We start from the raw sequence: 19,352 nt of genomic DNA, 5'->3' as shown, positions 1-19,352 counted from the left end.
AAAAATATATTATTCCGGATGATTTCATTCACTTACCCTAGCTGACGTTTAAATGCTTTACTAGCAAAGAAGTAAGCAATAACCATAATTCCGACGCACCAAGCGAGCGCAATCCAAATATCGTTTCCAACAGTTCCTTCATATAAAAGAGCACGAATCGCATTCACGATTGAAGTTACAGGCTGATTCTCCGCAAACACACGAACAATTTTTGGCATCGTTTCGGTAGGTACGAAGGCTGAACTAATAAATGGAAGAAAAACTAGTGGGTACGAGTAGGCTGTCGCCCCTTCCATAGACTTTGCCGTCAGCCCTGGAATGATAGCCAACCATGTTAGCGCTAACGTAAACATTCCTAGTATCCCAGCTACTGCAAGCCAATCTAGAATATTCGCACTGGAACGGAAACCCATTAAGAGCGCAACAAGAATAACTACAACGATAGTAAGTACATTAGCAACAAGAGAGGTTAAAACATGAGCCCACAATAACGATGAACGCTTAATAGGCATCGTAATGAAACGTGCCATCAGCCCACTCTTTACATCCGTAAAGAGTCGCACGGAAGTGTAAGCTACACCGGATGCGATAGCCATTAGCAAAATTCCCGGCAATAAATAATTAACGTAGTTTTCCGTTCCAGTTTTTATTGCGCCGCCAAACACGTAGACAAATAATAGCATCATCATAATCGGTGTAATCGCTACTGTAATAATTGTATCCGGACTGCGCATAATGTTACGCATTAAACGACCTAGTAATACACCTGTTTTACTTTTCATTTACATCTCCTCCTTTTTGCCAATGATCGCAAGGAATATTTCTTCCAATGTCGGTTGCTTCTCGATATACTCCACTTTTGCTGGCGGGAACATCTCTTTCAGTTCAGTAAGAGTACCTGTCGTAATAATTTTTCCGCCATGCAAAATTGCGATACGGTCTGCCAGTTGTTCTGCTTCCTCCAAGTACTGAGTCGTAAGCAAAATAGTTGTACCGCTACCAGCAAGTTCCTTGACTGTATCCCACACTTCGATTCGCGCTTCAGGATCAAGTCCAGTCGTTGGTTCGTCAAGAAAAATAACTGCTGGCGCCCCAATCAAACTCATCGCGATATCAAGCCGGCGCTTCATCCCGCCTGAATACTGATCTGCCCTTTGGTTTGCCGCATCAGTCAGGCTAAATCTTGCAAGTAGATTGTCAGCAACTTGAGCGGGATTGGAAACACCACGTAATTTGGCGATCATTATCAAGTTTTCCCTCCCTGTCAGCATACCGTCTAAAGCTGCGAACTGCCCTGTCAAACTGATACTTTGACGAACATGGTCTGGTTGACGCTGTACATCAAATCCGCAAATACTTACTTCACCGCTATCTTGCTTCATTAGCGTCGAAAGGATGTTAACCGTTGTCGTCTTTCCCGCTCCATTTGAGCCTAGCAGCGCGAAGATTTCTCCACGCTGCACCTCAAAATCTACCCCTTTTAAAACTTCCTTGTCTTTAAAGGATTTTTTCAAGCCTTTTATAGAAATCGCTGCATTACTCATACTTTTTTCCTCCCTATAAAAATGTTTTGCGAAGATAATTTATTTACCTCTATCTATTTAGTACCACTGATATTCTGTATCACTTAGTACCAAACTAAAAATATAACTGAATAGCTATGGTGGCAATTCATATGTGTAACCAGCTAATCAGTCGGTATTACTTATTCCATTTATTTTTTTCTCAATTTCTTCATAATACTTTCATTCAAATCTTCACGATACTTGGAGACGTAAGTTTTAGCATTTGCCACTAGTTCGTCAGCAAAGGAAGCCACGTCATCCCCAGTAATGTCAAGCACTTGTCTTCCTTCTGCTGCACCAGCTTCAAACAAATCGATTAATTCATACTGTATGTGTAACATATCCATCCCGTTACCCGCTGAGAAATTCCACATGTAGTTTTGAATTTTCTTAAATACAAATTGGTAGTCCTCTGGCAGAGCCTCAACTCGTGCCATCATCATTTTGTACTCTTTTTTATCACCAATTAACTTTTTAAACATTTCTAACATCTTATTTTCCTCCTTTTTTATAAAACCGAACAAGAAATTCCCAAAGTATCGGCCGGAACATTTTATCTTATGAACCTATTTTGACTTCAAGACGTTAATTTTTGACGATACAAAATCCCATTTTTTCCAAAACAATTCAAGCTCTTGGCGGCCCTCTTCATTTAATGAATAAAACTTACGAGGCGGTCCCATATCTGATGGTTTCTTTTCAATATTCACAAGCTTTTTCTTCTCTAATCGTACAAGGATGGTATACACCGTACCTTCCACAACTTCGGTAAACCCAAGATCATTCAGATGGCGGGTAATCTCATAGCCATACGTTTCACGGCGACTGATGATTTCCAGTACACACCCTTCCAGTGAACCTTTTAGCATTTCAGTTAAATTTTCCATGTCCTGATCCTCCTTTACCCCCTATTCTGTCTGACTTATATTCAGTATCACAGAGTACTAAGGCAAATTTTTTACTGAATAGCTTTTGAGTAAAGCCACACTATTCAGTATTACTTATTAACACTACATTGTATGACTAAGTAGTTGTGGATGTCAACTTTATTTTCAAAAAAATTAAAAATCCGCTTTACCCTAACCGGATACAGCCTCCTTTTTTGTTGTAAGGGCCATCAAACTAGTAAAACAGAGCTGATTCAAAGTGTAATTTAAATCAGCTCTGCTTTATTGTTTTCATACCGTTATATCTTGTTTTTTCACGATACAAATTGTTTCTCCCTACCATTCCCATTGCATATAAAGCATAAAGGCAAGTGCGGTCAGAGAAAATTTCCAGAGATTATCCGTACATGATACGAGCCCCAAAAATACAATTCTATTAGAAATCTGTTCTCTATATTCTCTTTTATTTTATTTCTGATAGTTGATTAGCAACACTATCTAAAAATTTTTCTACCTTTTCTTTTGATGTATCCGGCGCATGATAACCGATCGTAAATGTAAGCCTTCCATTATAAGAGCTTGCTCCCATTGAAAAGAATGGTGCATACATAATAGGTGATGTCATATACCCGTCCTCAGCTTGAATTTCACCAAACTGAATAGGTTCCTCAGCGATTACTCCCAAATTTGTCAGTAATGGCAACGCCATCCCCATCTGTACAGCCTGTTCATATTGCTGATTATACATTTCCTTCACTGTAGATAGCTTCATTTCTGCCAGTAACTCCATTCCTGCTGCTGAAGAAAGACCTGGATTTTGAGACTTTATTTTATCCATTGATTGTTTAACTCGAACAAGAGTCTGCTTAAATGTTTCATCGTCTTCCATTTTAATCACTGGCATTTCCATACCGGATAAGTTGCAAATAGCACCAGTTGTATTATTAGGCAGATATCGACGTAAATCAATTGTCAAGCCAATCATTTTTTCTGCAGTGCGAGGTTCTGCATACACAGTGAAATGTGATAAAGCTCGGAAGTATGCAGTCATGATTACATCATTCAAGGTAGCCTGTTGAGCTTTTGTCCATTGGGTTAAACGTAGAGTTTGCTCATGGCTCAATCGCCGTACGGACATTTGGGGAAATTTATTTTTGTTAGGTTGAGATGGAAAAGACCATAACGATGCCTGTTGTTCTTGGTTAGGACGATACGCACTTTTTATGTCCGATATTCCAGCGTATTTGAATACATGTGATTGATCTCGACAACTCTCATTTCCCTCATCAAATTCCTTTATAATTTGCTTCTTAGACCGTCCCAATGAAAGGTGAGTATATATCATTCCAAGCAATTTAATATATTCCTTGACTCCTGCACCATCTGAACATAGATGAGACAATTTCACAACTAACATATCTGTTGTAGTGCCCCGTAATAATTTCGTTTGAACCATAGGCCCCTGAATACGATCACCAGGTTCCTTAATAAAATCTATTGCCATTATTTCAAGTTCTTGATTATTTCCTTCTGCAAAAAAGCAAATAGATGAGTTAGTGTCAGATGAATGTTCCTCCCAGTAAGGAATATCATTTTCTACAAACCGGCTGTTCAAAACTGGTTGCAATTGCAACGTTATCCTTACTGATTCTTCAAGTATATCCTTTGATATACCTACAGGAAAATAAAGAACTGCATTAATTTGTTGATCTGCAGAATAAAGACCTAATACATAATTCATTCGATCTTGTGGTGTTACTGAATACTTTCTTTTCTCCATAATTCCGTCCCCCTTTAAGACTTTTTGTATAACCCTATTTTCCATATGCTTATAATTTTTCTAGTCATTTTTCTTCAAGAGCTAATAACGCTTATTTTTCGAATTTTTAACGAAATCATCTTCTCCGTATTGGTTTCATTCTTTTTGCAGGTGATATATTCATTATTTTATTGTTATTAACACTGCCTAACCTCACAATAAAACCAAACAATAATAAATTAAGTTTATATATATGTAAACATTTTATTATAACGTCTATAAATTATCAATACAGCAAATAAATCATTTTTATGTCTGTCAATAAAAAACAATATATTCAAGGGCCACTTCATAATAAAAGATTGATGTGAATGTAAATGTACCCATATCACTTTCAAAATAAGAATGAGAATTTTTTCAACAAAAATAAGCTGCAGTTATTGATTTTACAGTAAAAAAAGCCCCTCCATTTTGAAAATGCGCAATCAAAATGAGTAGGGCTATTTCTAATTTAAATTTTATAAAAGAATGATTATCATAAATAATATTTTAATTTCTAGTCTACCTTATTATTTTCAATCCATTTTCCTAATAAATGAATGGATTTTATTCATATAATTTGAGGTGGTATCGTTGGTTTTTAAAAATAGAAAGCTTATTTTCAAATCAAATGAAAAAGAGGTAAAATTATAGATATTCATGTAGAAATTTCGTTTTGGGGATACTTAAAATCTTAAGGTGATGGGCATGTGGTGTTACACTTTAAAAGCTTTATAAAATTATAAAATTTATAGATATAGCAGATTTTCTTTATTAATAATCATTTGTATGTACGTTTACTCACATACATACAAATGATTTATAAAGCTACAATTAAGTGAAAACATCTTTTCCGTTACGATAACATCATAGCCATGTCTTCTGCTGCATTTGTAATTAGTTTTAAACCAAATGTTTCTTGTAATACATCAAGCACGCCAGGTGAAATAAATTCAGGAGCCTTTGGACCGATGCGAATATCTTGAATCCCAAGACTAAATAGCCCGAGTAAAATGGCAACCGCTTTTTGTTCAAACCATGATAGCACAATACTTACTGGCAATTCATTCACTTCACATTGGAAAGCATCAGCTAAAGCAGCCGCTATTTTCACTGTAGAAATTGAATTATTGCACTGTCCTAAATCAATGTAACGCGGAATTTCCGTACCAGGTACAACACCGTAATCCACATCATTAAAGCGGAATTTCCCGCAAGAAGTTGTTAAAATAACCGTTTCTGGCGGAAGTGACGTTGCTAATTCACGATAATATTCTCCGCCTTTTCCCGGTGCATCACAACCGGCGATAACAAAGAAACGCTTTATTTTCCCCTCTTTTACTGCATCAATAATTTCTGGAGCTAATGATAATACTGTATTATGATGAAACCCTGTCACTAACTGTTCATCCGACTCCATATGTACTTCTGGAAGTTCTAGTGCTTTTTGAATTAATGGTGTAAAATCATCATTTTCAATTTTTGGTACACCTTCTAAACCTGCAATGTCATATGAAAAGAATCGATCAGAGTACGAGCCTTTAATTGGCATAACACAGTTCGTTGTAGCTAATATGGCACCAGTAAATTTTTCAAAAAGGCGTCTTTGATCATACCATGCCTTACCGATGTTTCCTTTTAAATGTTTATATTTTTTCAGCTGCGGGTATCCGTGTGCTGGTAGCATTTCAGAATGCGTATAAATATTAATGTCTTTTCCTTCTGTTTGCTTTAATAGTTCTTCTAGTGCAAATAAATTATGACCCGTAACTACAATTGCTTTACCTTCTACACGATTTTGTGTAATTTGTACAGGCTCTGGCACACCAAAATGATTCGTATGTGCCTCATCTAATAATTCCATCACCCGTAAAGCTGATTTCCCCACTTTCATAGCCATATCAATATGCTCTTGTTCGTTAAAGTTAGAATTTGTTAATGTCATATATAAAGCTTCTTGTGTTGTAGCATCTACAAATGCATCCGTATATCCTAGCTGAGCAGCATGTGTGCGATAAGCTGCAATTCCTTTTAGCCCAAACACAATCGTATCTTGTAAACTCGCAATCGTTTCATTCTTGCCGCACACACCCATTACTTTACATCCGCCTGCTGGCGTTTGTTCACATTGATAACAAAACATATCATCCCACCCTCTCCCAATTTTCATTACACCTTAAGCATAATACCCATTGAAAAAAAGTGATGTGATATCAATCACAATAATATATAAAGATTTGTGACAGTTCATATTGTTGACATAATATTTTTATTGACACTAAAAAATATGCATTAGTGTACACACATCTTTCGATACTTTTAAATAGCTAATTAATTTGGAGAAATATATACAACGAAAAAAATTTTTGAATCAAATGTACAAATAGTTGCAATTCATCACATATGAAATAGATATAAAAATACGCTCTTCTTTCTATCATTCAATAGAAAGAAGAGCGCATTTGTCATTTTAAGGAACTATCATTTTTTATTAAAGTCTTTATTGTAAACCTTTTCATTTACAATACATTTACATTATCTTAACATTACTTACATTATTTATATGATATATTTATATAGAAGCTACTTAAGAAATTTCATATACATTTTATCTTTATGATCTCTTATCTAATCAATAAAAAGATCATGTTATATTTTTATAACAGGGGTGAATTACGATGACTGAAACTTTAAAAACACTTATAATGCTTGATGCTACTTATGTTGTTATAGCAATTATGACAGTACTAGTATTTGTATACTTGGAATTAAAATCTCAGTAATATATGCTGACGTAATCAACAGATTCAGCATTTAAATATAGTTAGAAGAAAGAGAGGAGAAAATTATTTCTCCTCTCTTTTGTATTTCTACAATTTCTTATTTTAATAAATCCAATGTATGTAAAAATAATCCTTTGTCCCCTACTTCCCCATGACCAGGCACTACTGCATTTATATTTCTATATCGCTTCAGCACATTCTCAATCGATGTAGACCATTCATTTACATAAGCATCAGCAACGTTTCCTAAATCTTTTGCGGACGTAGATTTCACTAAACAGCCTCCAACTAAAATATTGTATTGCGGTAACCATACGACAATATTATCTTCTGTATGCCCTTTCCCTGGATAAAATGTTTCTACTTTCATATTTCCAAACTTCAAATTTGTAACGGTTTGTAAATCTCCAAGTGGCTCTTCATATCCACTTTTCTTTGCTAGTTCTGCAGTTAATGCTGTACTATGCGCTTTAATGCCTCTTTCTTTCAACGTTTTTATTCCGCCAATTCGATCAGCGTGCGCATGTGTAATAATGACATCCGTTACACGCTTCTGAAACTTCTTTTCTACCATTTCTATTAGTTCCTTCGTTAATTTGTCATCCCAAGAAGAATCAACAAGTACTAACCCTTTAGAAGTATTAAGAACTAGACCGTTCGAAGGAACTGCTTCTCCATTAAAAGAACCTAACTCCGTATGAACCCATACATTCTTGTTTAACTGAGATATTGAAATGGTTCCCGTCTCATTTTTTATTACTGTTTTCTCTACCTTTTGTGATGCTTGTACAGAAGAAATTGTGCTAACAAATTGAATTGTTCCTAGTAAACCTACACATAATCCTACTTTTAACAACGTATTCTTTTTCATGTTATCAACCCTTTCTTTCAAGCTAAATAGTTATTACCTATATTAGACAATTCATCTCAAATGTTTGTTCCATATAATTGGACACTTTATTATCGCCGCTTATGTAAATACACGCATGGTGCAGTAAAAAAGATCACCCAAATGGATGATCTTTTTTATAATTTATCAACATATTGCTTCGCTTCTAGTAAGGAAAAACCAAAAGCTTCTCTTACTCTCTTAACTGCTGTAACTTTTTTGCCTTCTTCTACAAGCTGGCGTAGTTCTTTATTAATTTCAGGTTCTCTTTCTACAATTCCCATTTCTTTCGTAATTAATTGTAATCTATCTTCAATTCTCTTTAAACGCGCATCATTTTTCTTTTCAATTGTAGCTAATTTTTCAGCGATATAAATGAAACCAAAGGCTACTATCGGTATAACCATCCAGAATTCCATAAATATTCCCCCCTACTAACTTTCATTTGTTTTATTTCACTGACCTATCAGCTTTAGTTATTGAAATCATTCATTCCTTACAAGGAAAGGGCAAACTAAAACTTTCTCAAAAATTTGTACTAGACATGATTTCTCCTCAAGGTTGCTCAAAATGGACTGGATTAGGTGTTTTTCTAGATGATTCTAATGAAGAATTACAGATTTATTCACTCGGATGGGGCGTCGGATTTCAATGTATGATGGTTTGTTATCCATACTGCGGGAATGGTGCTGTTATTATGACCAATTCCGATTTAGGTGTTCATCAAATGGAAGGGATCATTGGTGAGGTTGTAAAAACGTTATCCTTATAATGAAAATAAAGAAGCTGTTCCTTCCAGCTTCTTTATCTATATAACATTTTTCGCAACAATTTTTATATGTTCTGGTGCGATAATTTCCGTTATACTTTCTTGGAAATCTTCCCGCAACATTTCTTCCAAATGTTCTAACTGCACTTCAACATGTGTGCATTCTAAATTATGTATATTTAACAGTGCATAATGATCTTTTTTCTTAATTACTAAATATTGATTTTCCTCTGTCACAAGTACAGAACCTAATCGGACTCCTAATAAGCGTTGATCATCAAACTTCATAATTACTTCTCCTTCCCTCATATAAACAAAACTACAATGAAAATAATTACATTTATGAAAAAAACGCTTATTTAGACTATATCATAATTTACTAAAATATAAATATCATTTTCTCTTTTAATAAAAATCCCTATTTTTTCATATATTTCGATACAAAAAACTTTCTCAACATTAAATTAGAATTTTCAGTTTTTAATTCTATAAAAATCTATTATAATAAAGTTAATAAATGTTTGACCTCTCCTAATTCATGTACATATGGATGATCAGTAGTTATCGCTACTGATCTATTTTTTTGATTTCAGAAAGTACATACGCTGCATTCTTTCCTACATGCGGAACCCCTTTGAGATTGCCATGGTAAACCGATATAATACAATCCTTTTACTAGACTGATTCCCTTTATATGATTAGGAAATCCTTTCTCATTCACTGCCTGTTCAATTTCAATCCAATTATAATTTTGTACAAAACCAGTTTACCATAAAGTAAACGCTCCTTCATTCTACCTTCCCAGTCTTTAGCGCCTGTGCCCAATCATATCTTTCTTGTTGAACAGCCAATCCAGCAGCTTCTTCCCAATTATAAGGAACTGAAATTTGTTCAATTTTCCATTCTCCCAAAACCTTTTCTATCACTACATATTTTGCATGCGGAGTTCCTGATTCCATTTTATGCATAACAGGTAACTCATCTTTGTATGCTGGAAGTCCTACACTTCCTGGATTTATAATAATCTGTCCGTTCGCTAAATAAACAACTCTAGGAATATGTGTATGACCACATACTATTATTTTTTGTTCTATATTTTGGAGTTGATCCATTATATTCTTTTCATTCCTTAATATTGCACCATTCTCATTCATCTCTTCTAACAAATACACTTCATCTGAAGTTGGCGTACCGTGACAACATAACATATCGTCTACAATAAATTGTGAAGGATGTTGTTTTAACCAATCTATATGATCTTTTGTTAATTGATTTTGGACAAAAGTTAGTGTAGCAGACTGCTCTTGTATTGTCTCCCAAAGCATGCGATCACAATTACCTTTAATATGTATCATCTCGCTACTCATTAATATATCGATTGTCTCTAAAGGATCTAACGGCCCATACACACTATCTCCTAAATTTATTATCATTTCGACCTTGCGACGTGTAATATCTTTTAATACCGATTTTAAAGCGTGACTATTTCCGTGGATATCTGAAATTATAGCTATTTTCATCTTAATCCCTACTTTAATATATTATTTATAAACATCCGCAGCCAATTCCCGCAAAACTTCTACATTCACTACTTCAAAACAACCATTGTTTTTGTTAATTATATTTTTATCACAAAAGAGATTCAAAGTACGTAATAAATGCCGATAACTCGTTCCTAACAATTCCGCTATTTCCGTTAAATTCCCACTAAACACAATTCTATTTTCATGCTGAACTGCTCGTTCTCCTGCTGCTAACATGTAACTCGCAAGTCTATTTTCAAGCGGATACAATAAATTAATTGTACTGTTTTTGGAAAGTCGGTTTAATTTATGTGCCAATGATCCGCAAATACATCTTAAAAATTTCGCATCATGAAATAGCTTATTTCTCACCTTTCCTAAAGGTAAACCCACACAATACGAATCTGCCATCACTTGTACGTTTGAAGTGATTCTTTGAGAATGAATTAACTCCACATCTCCAAGTAACTGCAAACTATCGTAAAAACATAATAATACCGATTTCCCGTTACTTAATGTGTTAAACGCTTTCGCTTTTCCTTCAACAAAGAAATATAAATAATCTATCTCTTCATTTTCTCTACAAATAAACTCATTCTTTTTAAAAAATATAAGTTCCATATATGGCTTCATATCATGACTAAAAAATGAATCAATATTATTTTGCTTTATATACTCTGCTAATTTAATAGAATTACATACTTTCTTCATAGTTCCCCACCTTTACAACTCATCCCCATTGTAATCAAAATTTTCTTCTTCCACTATGACATATGTCATAGCAATACACAATTTCAGCATGATACAGTCATTACAAATATGAAATATAAAGGGGATATTACATTGTATAACTTTCTTTCTGTCTTTATTGGTGTGCTCATCGCCGTCATGCTTCCATTAAATGGAATTTTATCCGAGTTAATTGGGAAGTATACAGCAAGCGTTGTCATTCACCTTGTCGGTTTAATTGCAGTTATTTTCGTTTTAATCTTAAACAAACATAAAATTCATTTCGATAAAGGTATTCCGCTTTTTTTATATAGCGCTGGAGCGATTGGAGTATTCACTGTTCTTTTTAATAATATAAGTTTCTCCGTCCTTGGTGCCTCTATTACGATCGCATTAAGTTTACTTGGCCAATCCATTGCTTCCATCATTATCGATCATTTCGGCTTATTAGGAATGAAAGTTGCAAAGTTTGAAAAGAAGAAACTAGTTGGATTAGCATTCATCTCTTCTGGGATTATTATCATGACAATTTATTAATGGGGGCAAAAATATGTTATATATTACTATCGCTATTTTAGCTGGTGTTTCTATCGTCGTTGCTAGAATTATTAACGCGAATTTAGCAAAGGAAATTGGAAACTGGGAAGGCACGTTTTTCAATTATATTACTGGATTATTTTTCTCTATGTTATTTTTAATTTTCAGTTCAGATTCATTGTATATCCCTATTCATACGTTGCAATCTATTCCTATCGCCGTGTACTTAGGCGGATTAGTAGGCGTTATCGTTATTTCATTATCCAACTATATTACTCCTAAAATATCAGCCTTTTATTTAACATTACTCATCTTTATCGGACAATTATTTGCGGGGACTATTATTGATTTCTTCCTGACAAATGAACTCTCGATCGGGAAAGTTATCGGTGGCATTTTCGTATTAATTGGGCTCACTTACAATTTACTCATAGATCGCCCGATAAAAACTGTGAAGCATAACCAAGTTCAACTATAATACTTTACGCTTACCTATCATATATTAATAGAAAAGCTCTTCACACGAAGTAATAGAGAGGAGAAAATCCTATTAAAAAAATTATTTTATTGCTAGGTAGCGTATTGATTATTTGTGGAATTGTATGGTTTATAAACTCGGGAAAATCTATTCAAGATCTCTATACTGCAAACAAACCGAAAAAGAAAGCTACTATTATTTCAAGCTCGCGAGATCCAAATAAGCCTCCTGTTTTTTTAGGTAAACAGGAAATAAAAGATATACATGTAGAATCAATTAAAACAAAAAAGGATATCTTTCTCACAAAAACAGATGAATTAAAAACGTTTATTAACAGTATGAATACCGCAAAAAAAGGCAAATTAACATTGGATGAAGAAGGATCAGATTTAATAGATTGTGATATGTGGATTACTTTCGAGGATGGAACTTATAAAAAATATTTCATATGGGTAGTTGATCATCACAGCAGCGAAGTGATGATTGCGCAGCAAGATACTCCTGATGATGTAAACCTTACGTACTATCAGTTAAACGAAGATAGTTCACAAAAAGTTTATAATTTATTTAAAAAAATTATTTAAACGAAAAAGTCATGAGCACGCGAACTCATGACTTTTTGCACTATATATATTCCGGGAACACTCTACAACCCTTTTCCTGCTCTATATCATGACCAAAGAAAATAATTGGTTTCTCTTTTTTCACAACTTCTTTTAAACGTTTAATTGAAGATAAAGCTAATTCTGGATCAAATCCTGCGAACGGCACTTCATCTTCAAAATTCTCTTTCGTGTATGATGCATCAATCGTTAATAAAACTGAACCGGATTGCTCCGTCTCAATGAATAGCGACTGATGGCCTGGAGAATGACCTGGCGTATACAATAATTGAACACCTGGTACCACTTCATAATCCCCTTCAATAATTTTGTAGTTCAAATGCGGTAATATACATTCTTTCATATATTCTTCTCTATGAAGTGCTGCCTCATATTCCGTTCGCTGCACAATAATCGGTGTATTTGTAAAAGCACCGTTTCCTCCTGCATGATCAAAATGTAAGTGAGAACTAATAATATATAAAAGGTCGTCCGGCTCATACCCTACACGCTTTAATATATTCACGATTCTATCTTCTTCAGTCATTTTCGGTAAGATCTGTCCTTCAACAAATGTACCGTTAAAAAGCCCTTCATTATTAACTGCACTTTCTGGCATACCTGTGTCTACTAAAATAGGACCTTCTTCCGTCTCCAAAAGATAACACCACACCGGCAAGTTTAATAGTTTCCCCGGTGTTAACGCACTGTTAACAGACGAATGATCCAACATACAACGACCTGCTGGGATGAAACAAAGTTTCTTTACTGTCATTATGTATCCACCTTTACATTTAGTTTTGGATAAAGTAATACATTAAAAAATTCTTCTTTTTAGAAATAAACTCCTTCTAGACTATCAGTGCAGCTTGCATAAAAAAGAGGATATTTTTTTACATAGCAGTATTTCACCAACTATAATATAGAAGTAAAGAATTCTTACTTTAAATGAAACATTAACACCGATTAACGCTGAAAACTTAAAGAAAGCACATGCACTACTTGAAAGCGGGCACACCATTGGGAAAATCGTATTAGAAAAATTTTAATCATGATAGTGACAGATAGTATGTGAAATTATATTAACAATTTTTCGAATATATCTATCATAACGTACAATATATCAACGATTTTTCAAATATATCTATCACAAATCAAATTATATCAACGATTCGACAAGTTATATCAATTTATCAACAAATAACAACAATAAGAAAAGGCTGTTCCAGATGAACAGCCTCTTCTTTATTTACTTGAAATTTCTTTATTATTTTGAACGTCTAACGGAGCCCGCTTTCCTATTCCGAAAGCATAGAAACTAATTGTAACGATAGCTAAGAAAATGATACCTACAACTAGTGAAATGCGCGTATCATCGTTAAACCACATTCCGATTAATACCATAATTAAAAAGGCAATTGTTAAATAGTTTGTAACAGGAGCAAATGGCATTTTGAACGGATGATCTTTCATCTCTGCTCCCTTTTCTTTCCTAAAACGGATTTGACTAATTAAAATGACGAACCATGGTACCATACCAGGAAGTACACTCGCACTATATACATATACGAATAAGTTTTTCGGTGCGATGTAACTTAAAACAACACCAACCGCCAGACCGATAATTACGCCAACTGTACCAAATAAAGGTACACCATTTCCAGAAAGTTTCGTGAAATATTTCGGTGCTTGTCCATTTACACCTAACGTATAAAGCATACGACCAGCACTATAAATACCACTATTACAACCAGACATTGCTGCTGTAATAACAACGAAGTTAATAAGGCCAGCTGCTGCCGTAATACCAACCTTCGCAAAAGTTGCTACGAACGGGCTACCAATTGTACTTAATTGATCCCACGGATACACAGTTACAATAACGAAAATAGCACCGATGTAGAAAATTAAAATACGCCAAATTGTACTTTGAATCGCTCTTGTAAGTGTCTTCTTCGGATCCTTCGCTTCACCAGCAGTAATACCGATTAATTCCACACCTTGATACGCTCCAACTACAAGTGATAATGCAAAGAAGAATCCTGAAAAACCACCTGTAAAGAAACCGCCATTTGACCAAAGATTAGATATGCCAATCGCTTCTCCACCGTTACCAATTCCGAAGAAAATAAGGCCAAATCCTGCAATAATCATTAATAGAATCGTAACGATTTTAATCATCGCAAACCAAAATTCAAATTCACCAAATGACTTAACAGAAATTAAGTTAGCTGCACCAAGAATAACCATTGCAATTATACCTGGTATCCAAGCTGGTAAATCCGGGAACCAATATTGCATATACGCTCCAACCGCGATAATTTCTGACATCCCAACGATAACCCACTGGAACCAGTTACTCCACGCTGTCATATAACCAGCTAGTGGATGAATATACTTATGACCGAATGTCGCAAATGAGCCTGTACTTGGCTCCATATACAACATTTCTCCCATGGCACGCATGATGAAGAAGATGAAAATACCTGCAATTGCATAAGCAAGCATTACTGACGGACCTGTCCATTTAATTGTGCTGGCTGACCCCATAAACAAACCAACACCAATCGTTCCGCCTAAAGCAATCATTTGAATATGACGTGCTTCTAAACCTCTTTTCAATTCTTTGTTTGCCACTTCACTTCCCCCTCTTAGATGATTCATAGCCGCATTTTAACACAAGATGCTTTCCCCTAATTCCTTTTTTGGCCCTGAAAATGATGAAGCAAACGTCATTTTACACTAGCTTTAAAGCTATCCTAAAATCGTTTTGTGCTCCTAATAAAATTCTCAAAACCTTTCATCTTCCAATATTCTATAAATCTTAAAATTACTTACCTTATATTAATTCATTAATCTGAAAAATTCAATTATTTTTTCAATAAATTATTATACATAAGTCTGATTAATTTTTAACTAAATTAACAATAAAATACATCTATTCAATATGATTCCGGCATGTATATTATTACAATATAAATAACCGAGGAGATGCTATCTTCCTCGGTTTCATATCTCAAATACTTCAACCTTTATAGTTGATAACGTAATTTCCCACACATTCGATTCATATACCAATAAGAAATTTAATATATTAATAAACTACTAACTTCTTTACCCCAGCCAAATTTTGAGGCAGAAACCTTTCTGCCTCAAAACAACGGGATAAAATATAAAAGAGTCTCATTAAAAAATGAGACTCTTTTATGATTTCATATTTAAATCGATTTCGAAGTTTGCTTACAAAAGATAAACACCCTAGTAAACACTGCCATTAGAACTACTATAACCAGAAAATAAAGTGGCATCACCATTAACGAGCCTGTATGCAGCTGACTCATTCCCCAAATTGTCATCGTTACAATTACATAGTACCCTAAACTAAACAATGCACCAGCTGTACCAATGACATCTTGAAAATCTACTAACGCTAAACTTAAACAATTAGGTAACGCTACTCCAATCCCTAATAACAATATAAACATTGCTATTAAAAATACAACCATATATATTACATTCGGATTTGATCCAACAAACGTAATAACAGATAAAAGGATAGCTCCTCCTGTCATTACGAGACAACCGATATATATAATTTTCTCTGGTTTATAAGTAGCAAGTAAACGTTTTGAAATTTTCGCTCCAACAATAGAAGCAGACGCAACAATAATTCCTAGAAATCCATACATACTAGGCGATAATTGAAAATATTCAATAAAGATAAACGGCGCTTCTGCGTAATAGCTAAATAAAACACCATTTGCTCCTCCAATTAACAGCCCATATGTTACCACTTTCGGATTTGTAATTAACCTCTTCAAGACTGAAAATACATTTATTTTATTCGTTACTGAGCCCGTTTTTGTTTCAGGAAGAGAAACAAACGTATACAGAAAAATACCGATACTCATAACTACTAAACTTAAAAATACTATTTTAAATCCAAAAATTTGATCAAGAAAGCCACCAATTAACGGTCCTATCGCTGGTGTAAAAGCAATGACTGCCGAGATTTGAGCAAACATAACATGCCTCTTATGCCCTTCTACACTTTCACGAAGAATCGTTTGCGTCACAACTGATCCTGCACTTGCTCCAAACGCTTGAATAAAACGACTTACCAATAAAACTTCAATGGAATTTGCAATAAAGCACAAGAAACTCCCAGCGCCATATACGACAATTCCAAATAACATTGCTGGGCGACGGCCAATTATATCTGATAGCCATCCAATAAAAAATACACCTAAAGCAAATCCAGCAAAATACACACTAAGCGTTAACTGCACCTCATTATTACTTACATGTAACGCCTTTGAAATGTCGGGTAACGACGGTGTGTAAATCGTTTCACTAATTTGCGGAAATGCGACAAGAATAATCATTAACAAAAGTGATGGTACTGAGACTTTTTTCATTTTTCATACCCTCCTATAACTTTGAAAATCTCAGAAATAAAAAGACTTTCCTTAGCTACGGAACAGGAGGGGCCATTATAGAAATCCGGTCATAAAACAACAAAGAAAACACCTCAATTACGTATGTTAATACTTATAGGAGGGTAATATTAACATCGATTTTTAAATATACTTTTTCAATTATATTACATATTAATTTTATTTTTCTAGTATTATCATTTCGAATGCTCTTTTTATATTAGTGAACAAATAATACACGCCATAAAAAATAACAACTTGATATGAACTCCTTATTATGGAATAATTAGAAATAGTTTGAATTAATGAACCTGATTATAAAATGATAGACTCATATATTCCTAATGTCATAAAGTTGAACAAGTAGGAGGACTTTCGTAATGATTGAAATTTTAAGGACAGTATTAAACTTCCTAATTTCTCTATTCTCAGGAGAATTACCCTTTGTGTATTATGTATGGATTATTACCCTATTCCTAATTCAAATAATCCAATCTACTCTAAACTATAAGCTTTTTAACAAGAAAAACAATTTCAGCACTTATATATCGGAAGGATTACTTGCTTTTATTATTTTATTGTTTGGAGGAATATTAGTATCTCAGTTACTTGCTTACATAATAGACGATTCTACTATTAGTATGACGAATTTAACACATTATTTTGTTTCTCTTATCATATTAACTATATTTGTTGTAATAACCTGTGTTAAAGACTTTATAGAGACATCTATAAAGAATAAAAATATATCTCTTTTGAGCTTTTTAGTAATTTCCTTCATAACAAGTATACTTTCATTCAAGTTTTTATCACCTTTAATTGAAGGTTCTTTTTCTCTTTCTAAATCTTTTATAACTACTTTAATCATTCTAGTAACTATATCAATCCCTCTATTAATTTCCTTAGAGGATAAGTATGCAGACGAAAAGGAAACGGAAAATTTATAGTTTCTCATTTACATAAAAGAAAGAGGGAGCTCCCCTCTTTCTTTTAAATCATCCCTTTTAATATCAATCCTAAAACTGACATTATTATCGCACTAATAATAATTCGCAAAATCCAAGTAGTGTTTGTACTTATTTTTTCTAATTGCTTATTGATTGTTGCTATATCTTTCTCATTAATAGTAGTACGCGTTTCTAAAGCACGAATGTCTCTCATCATTTCTTTTTGCTCCGCCTTGAGACTGTCAATTTTAGCGTAAACATCTTCCATATATTCACACCCTCTGTTCATCTTAATAGAAAAATCTATATATATTATGAGACAACCCTCTTACCTGTGAATACATTGCGTATATCCGCGTACCAAATTTTTTGTACAATCTAATTGAATTACTCACATGTTTCCATTCTTCTATTTATAAATTAGCGTTGAGATACATTAAAATTAGAAAAGGAATCCCTTGTTTATTTAACAACAAACAAAGTGCAATCCAACATTCGGGAGCACATACGATAATTTCTATTGTTTTCATATTTACAACTCCATATAATCAGTATGATTTTCTGAAGAAGCCAATTTTTGAACTGCTTAAAGTATACTAATATGAATACGAAATAGCTGTATTGATAAACTCTCTAGAACAATAAATATACTGGCTGAAACGGATCTATATCCAATATTTTTTCCAGTAACATGAATGGTTATTTCTGATAAATGCGTTTGTACATCATTGTTTTCAAAAATTTCATCCTCAACCTTTACAATATCTGCTTCACAATCTACTTCTTTAAAAGTTTTCAATAATTTTGTTTCCAATAAACTACAATCAAAGCTCTCATCTTTTATTACGGCAAATTTAACCTTCATATCGATTTCCCCATTTTTAACAAACTAAAATCACTAAATCAATATAAATATATATTATTCTATTAAATAATTCAAAATATACGCTTCTTATATACATTATTAAAAATAGGTTCTAAAGAATTAAATGAAAAAAGAAATTACATATACAAATCCCCTCTTTCAACCAATCAATATAGAATTCCCTTATGCCCAATGATTAAAATCTTTTCATATTAAAGCCGTAGATTCTAAGGACTTTTTGTTTTTATATTGATAAGTCATTTCTTGAATTTTGTATCATCGGAATTAATAATATAGTAAAACAAATTAAATATTAGGCGTTCAACTAATCTTTCATATAATTCGTCTCTTAATCATTTTGCTCATTGCACTTTTTTATTTTCCTCACTATTTCAACTGAACTTTCTGTAATAATACATATTTCAAATACATTATTTCCTTTCACTCATACTTTTATCATTGAGTTTTTATTCACAAATTCGTAACACATACATATGAGTTATCATGCTAAAATTAGTTTATTCACAAGAAGAAGTTATTCTTA

Annotated in this window: 20 protein-coding genes and 4 pseudogenes; 7 read left to right on the top strand and 17 right to left on the bottom strand. The window is 33.6% G+C overall.

The genetic code is table 11. The annotated features are described in order from the left end of the window. Positions 1–32: 32 nt before the first annotated feature. From QO049_RS19965 to bla2, 7 genes are all read right to left on the bottom strand, one after another. Positions 33–782 carry an ABC transporter permease gene (locus QO049_RS19965; protein ID WP_058839645.1) on the bottom strand — a complete coding sequence of 250 codons (750 nt, stop codon included), beginning with the start codon at positions 780–782 and terminating at the stop codon, positions 33–35. Then, the gene (locus QO049_RS19960; protein WP_087875611.1) at positions 783–1,544 is read right to left on the bottom strand and encodes an ABC transporter ATP-binding protein; all 762 of its coding nucleotides are present in this window, start codon (positions 1,542–1,544) and stop codon (positions 783–785) included. It abuts the gene before it with no gap. Positions 1,545–1,714: 170 nt separating this feature from the next. After that, entirely contained in the window at positions 1,715–2,056 is a 342-nt protein-coding gene (locus QO049_RS19955; protein WP_000891986.1) for a DUF1048 domain-containing protein, read from the bottom strand. A 75-nt stretch (positions 2,057–2,131) separates the two neighbouring features. Continuing rightward, positions 2,132–2,452 carry a PadR family transcriptional regulator gene (locus tag QO049_RS19950; RefSeq protein ID WP_000429488.1) on the bottom strand — a complete coding sequence of 107 codons (321 nt, stop codon included), beginning with the start codon at positions 2,450–2,452 and terminating at the stop codon, positions 2,132–2,134. A gap of 463 nt (positions 2,453–2,915) precedes the next feature. Beyond that, on the bottom strand, positions 2,916–4,232 hold the full coding sequence (locus QO049_RS19945; protein WP_069604675.1) for a condensation domain-containing protein: 1,317 nt from the start codon (positions 4,230–4,232) through the stop codon (positions 2,916–2,918). An 874-nt stretch (positions 4,233–5,106) separates the two neighbouring features. Continuing rightward, positions 5,107–6,393, bottom strand: coding sequence for a hydroxylamine reductase (gene hcp / locus QO049_RS19940; RefSeq protein WP_246960698.1), 1,287 nt, complete (start codon positions 6,391–6,393; stop codon positions 5,107–5,109). A gap of 737 nt (positions 6,394–7,130) precedes the next feature. Beyond that, on the bottom strand, positions 7,131–7,904 hold the full coding sequence (bla2, locus tag QO049_RS19935) for a BcII family subclass B1 metallo-beta-lactamase (protein ID WP_053512642.1): 774 nt from the start codon (positions 7,902–7,904) through the stop codon (positions 7,131–7,133). A 46-nt stretch (positions 7,905–7,950) separates the two neighbouring features. On the opposite strand from bla2, the pseudogene QO049_RS30965 reads away from it, so the two are divergent. Next, positions 7,951–8,031 (top strand): annotated as a pseudogene (locus QO049_RS30965) (DUF3784 domain-containing protein); the annotation flags it as partial. Positions 8,032–8,059: 28 nt separating this feature from the next. Here the strand turns inward: QO049_RS30965 and QO049_RS19930 are convergent. Further along, on the bottom strand, positions 8,060–8,341 hold the full coding sequence (locus tag QO049_RS19930) for a hypothetical protein (RefSeq protein ID WP_097953810.1): 282 nt from the start codon (positions 8,339–8,341) through the stop codon (positions 8,060–8,062). A gap of 38 nt (positions 8,342–8,379) precedes the next feature. Between QO049_RS19930 and QO049_RS19925 the strand changes: the two are divergent. Further along, positions 8,380–8,694, top strand: a pseudogene (locus QO049_RS19925) (penicillin-binding protein); the annotation flags it as partial. A gap of 36 nt (positions 8,695–8,730) precedes the next feature. Here QO049_RS19925 and QO049_RS19920 read toward each other — a convergent pair. The 4 genes and pseudogenes from QO049_RS19920 to yeiL form a co-directional block, all read right to left on the bottom strand. Beyond that, a complete protein-coding gene (locus QO049_RS19920) occupies positions 8,731–8,979 on the bottom strand; it encodes a hypothetical protein (protein WP_000666948.1) in 249 nt (82 codons plus the stop codon). A gap of 279 nt (positions 8,980–9,258) precedes the next feature. Further along, positions 9,259–9,457 (bottom strand): annotated as a pseudogene (locus tag QO049_RS19915) (oxidoreductase); the annotation flags it as partial. Positions 9,458–9,479: 22 nt separating this feature from the next. Then, positions 9,480–10,211, bottom strand: coding sequence for a metallophosphoesterase family protein (locus QO049_RS19910; protein WP_088065742.1), 732 nt, complete (start codon positions 10,209–10,211; stop codon positions 9,480–9,482). Between the two features lie 21 nt (positions 10,212–10,232). Next, the gene (gene yeiL, locus QO049_RS19905) at positions 10,233–10,925 is read right to left on the bottom strand and encodes a transcriptional regulator YeiL (protein ID WP_000754825.1); all 693 of its coding nucleotides are present in this window, start codon (positions 10,923–10,925) and stop codon (positions 10,233–10,235) included. A 108-nt stretch (positions 10,926–11,033) separates the two neighbouring features. Between yeiL and QO049_RS19900 the strand changes: the two genes are divergently transcribed. The 3 genes from QO049_RS19900 (at position 11,034) to QO049_RS19890 (ending at position 12,542) form a co-directional block, all read left to right on the top strand. Further along, positions 11,034–11,480: a DMT family transporter gene (locus QO049_RS19900; protein WP_002041571.1), complete on the top strand. Its 447-nt coding sequence runs from the start codon at positions 11,034–11,036 to the stop codon at positions 11,478–11,480. A gap of 13 nt (positions 11,481–11,493) precedes the next feature. Then, positions 11,494–11,958: a DMT family transporter gene (locus QO049_RS19895; protein ID WP_000965812.1), complete on the top strand. Its 465-nt coding sequence runs from the start codon at positions 11,494–11,496 to the stop codon at positions 11,956–11,958. 89 nt (positions 11,959–12,047) lie between these two features. Then, positions 12,048–12,542 (top strand): hypothetical protein, encoded by a 495-nt coding sequence (locus QO049_RS19890; protein ID WP_053512646.1) that lies wholly within the window; start codon positions 12,048–12,050, stop codon positions 12,540–12,542. A gap of 40 nt (positions 12,543–12,582) precedes the next feature. On the opposite strand, the gene aiiA is transcribed toward QO049_RS19890, so the two are convergent. After that, a complete protein-coding gene (gene aiiA, locus QO049_RS19885; protein ID WP_053512647.1) occupies positions 12,583–13,335 on the bottom strand; it encodes a quorum-quenching N-acyl homoserine lactonase AiiA in 753 nt (250 codons plus the stop codon). A gap of 166 nt (positions 13,336–13,501) precedes the next feature. Between aiiA and QO049_RS19880 the strand changes: the two are divergent. Next, positions 13,502–13,609: pseudogene (locus tag QO049_RS19880) on the top strand (zinc-binding alcohol dehydrogenase family protein); the annotation flags it as partial. A 196-nt stretch (positions 13,610–13,805) separates the two neighbouring features. Here QO049_RS19880 and QO049_RS19875 read toward each other — a convergent pair. Continuing rightward, on the bottom strand, positions 13,806–15,197 hold the full coding sequence (locus QO049_RS19875) for an amino acid permease (RefSeq protein ID WP_001284405.1): 1,392 nt from the start codon (positions 15,195–15,197) through the stop codon (positions 13,806–13,808). 581 nt (positions 15,198–15,778) lie between these two features. Beyond that, positions 15,779–16,978 carry a multidrug effflux MFS transporter gene (locus tag QO049_RS19870; RefSeq protein ID WP_246960701.1) on the bottom strand — a complete coding sequence of 400 codons (1,200 nt, stop codon included), beginning with the start codon at positions 16,976–16,978 and terminating at the stop codon, positions 15,779–15,781. Positions 16,979–17,376: 398 nt separating this feature from the next. Between QO049_RS19870 and QO049_RS19865 the strand changes: the two genes are divergently transcribed. Next, on the top strand, positions 17,377–17,943 hold the full coding sequence (locus QO049_RS19865; RefSeq protein WP_098592567.1) for a DUF5823 family protein: 567 nt from the start codon (positions 17,377–17,379) through the stop codon (positions 17,941–17,943). A gap of 43 nt (positions 17,944–17,986) precedes the next feature. Here the strand turns inward: QO049_RS19865 and QO049_RS19860 are convergent, their stop codons facing one another. After that, positions 17,987–18,211, bottom strand: a complete 225-nt coding sequence (locus QO049_RS19860; protein WP_000390468.1) for a hemolysin XhlA family protein — start codon at positions 18,209–18,211, stop codon at positions 17,987–17,989. Between the two features lie 318 nt (positions 18,212–18,529). Then, complete coding sequence (locus QO049_RS19855) at positions 18,530–18,808, bottom strand: hypothetical protein (protein WP_000865018.1); 279 nt, start codon at positions 18,806–18,808, stop codon at positions 18,530–18,532. Positions 18,809–19,352: the final 544 nt, after the last annotated feature.

The organism is Bacillus sp. RB3 (assembly GCF_030164735.1).
Classification (GTDB): Bacteria; Bacillota; Bacilli; order Bacillales; family Bacillaceae_G; genus Bacillus_A; species Bacillus_A cereus.
The sequence above is the reverse complement of the archived record's forward strand: the minus strand, read 5'-3'. Positions and strand labels throughout refer to the sequence as shown.

Excerpts from the sequence above, each read along its gene's own strand:
- QO049_RS19965 (WP_058839645.1), bottom strand. The coding sequence starts at position 782 with ATGAAAAGTAAAACAGGTGTATTACTAGGTCGTTTAATGCGTAACATT.
- QO049_RS19960 (WP_087875611.1), bottom strand. The coding sequence starts at position 1,544 with ATGAGTAATGCAGCGATTTCTATAAAAGGCTTGAAAAAATCCTTTAAA.
- QO049_RS19955 (WP_000891986.1), bottom strand. The coding sequence starts at position 2,056 with ATGTTAGAAATGTTTAAAAAGTTAATTGGTGATAAAAAAGAGTACAAA.
- QO049_RS19950 (WP_000429488.1), bottom strand. The coding sequence starts at position 2,452 with ATGGAAAATTTAACTGAAATGCTAAAAGGTTCACTGGAAGGGTGTGTA.
- QO049_RS19945 (WP_069604675.1), bottom strand. The coding sequence starts at position 4,232 with ATGGAGAAAAGAAAGTATTCAGTAACACCACAAGATCGAATGAATTAT.
- hcp (WP_246960698.1), bottom strand. The coding sequence starts at position 6,393 with ATGTTTTGTTATCAATGTGAACAAACGCCAGCAGGCGGATGTAAAGTA.
- bla2 (WP_053512642.1), bottom strand. The coding sequence starts at position 7,904 with ATGAAAAAGAATACGTTGTTAAAAGTAGGATTATGTGTAGGTTTACTA.
- QO049_RS19930 (WP_097953810.1), bottom strand. The coding sequence starts at position 8,341 with ATGGAATTCTGGATGGTTATACCGATAGTAGCCTTTGGTTTCATTTAT.
- QO049_RS19920 (WP_000666948.1), bottom strand. The coding sequence starts at position 8,979 with ATGAAGTTTGATGATCAACGCTTATTAGGAGTCCGATTAGGTTCTGTA.
- QO049_RS19910 (WP_088065742.1), bottom strand. The coding sequence starts at position 10,211 with ATGAAAATAGCTATAATTTCAGATATCCACGGAAATAGTCACGCTTTA.
- yeiL (WP_000754825.1), bottom strand. The coding sequence starts at position 10,925 with ATGAAGAAAGTATGTAATTCTATTAAATTAGCAGAGTATATAAAGCAA.
- QO049_RS19900 (WP_002041571.1), top strand. The coding sequence starts at position 11,034 with ATGAAATATAAAGGGGATATTACATTGTATAACTTTCTTTCTGTCTTT.
- QO049_RS19895 (WP_000965812.1), top strand. The coding sequence starts at position 11,494 with ATGTTATATATTACTATCGCTATTTTAGCTGGTGTTTCTATCGTCGTT.
- aiiA (WP_053512647.1), bottom strand. The coding sequence starts at position 13,335 with ATGACAGTAAAGAAACTTTGTTTCATCCCAGCAGGTCGTTGTATGTTG.
- QO049_RS19870 (WP_246960701.1), bottom strand. The coding sequence starts at position 16,978 with ATGAAAAAAGTCTCAGTACCATCACTTTTGTTAATGATTATTCTTGTC.
- QO049_RS19865 (WP_098592567.1), top strand. The coding sequence starts at position 17,377 with ATGATTGAAATTTTAAGGACAGTATTAAACTTCCTAATTTCTCTATTC.
- QO049_RS19860 (WP_000390468.1), bottom strand. The coding sequence starts at position 18,211 with ATGGAAGATGTTTACGCTAAAATTGACAGTCTCAAGGCGGAGCAAAAA.
- QO049_RS19855 (WP_000865018.1), bottom strand. The coding sequence starts at position 18,808 with ATGAAGGTTAAATTTGCCGTAATAAAAGATGAGAGCTTTGATTGTAGT.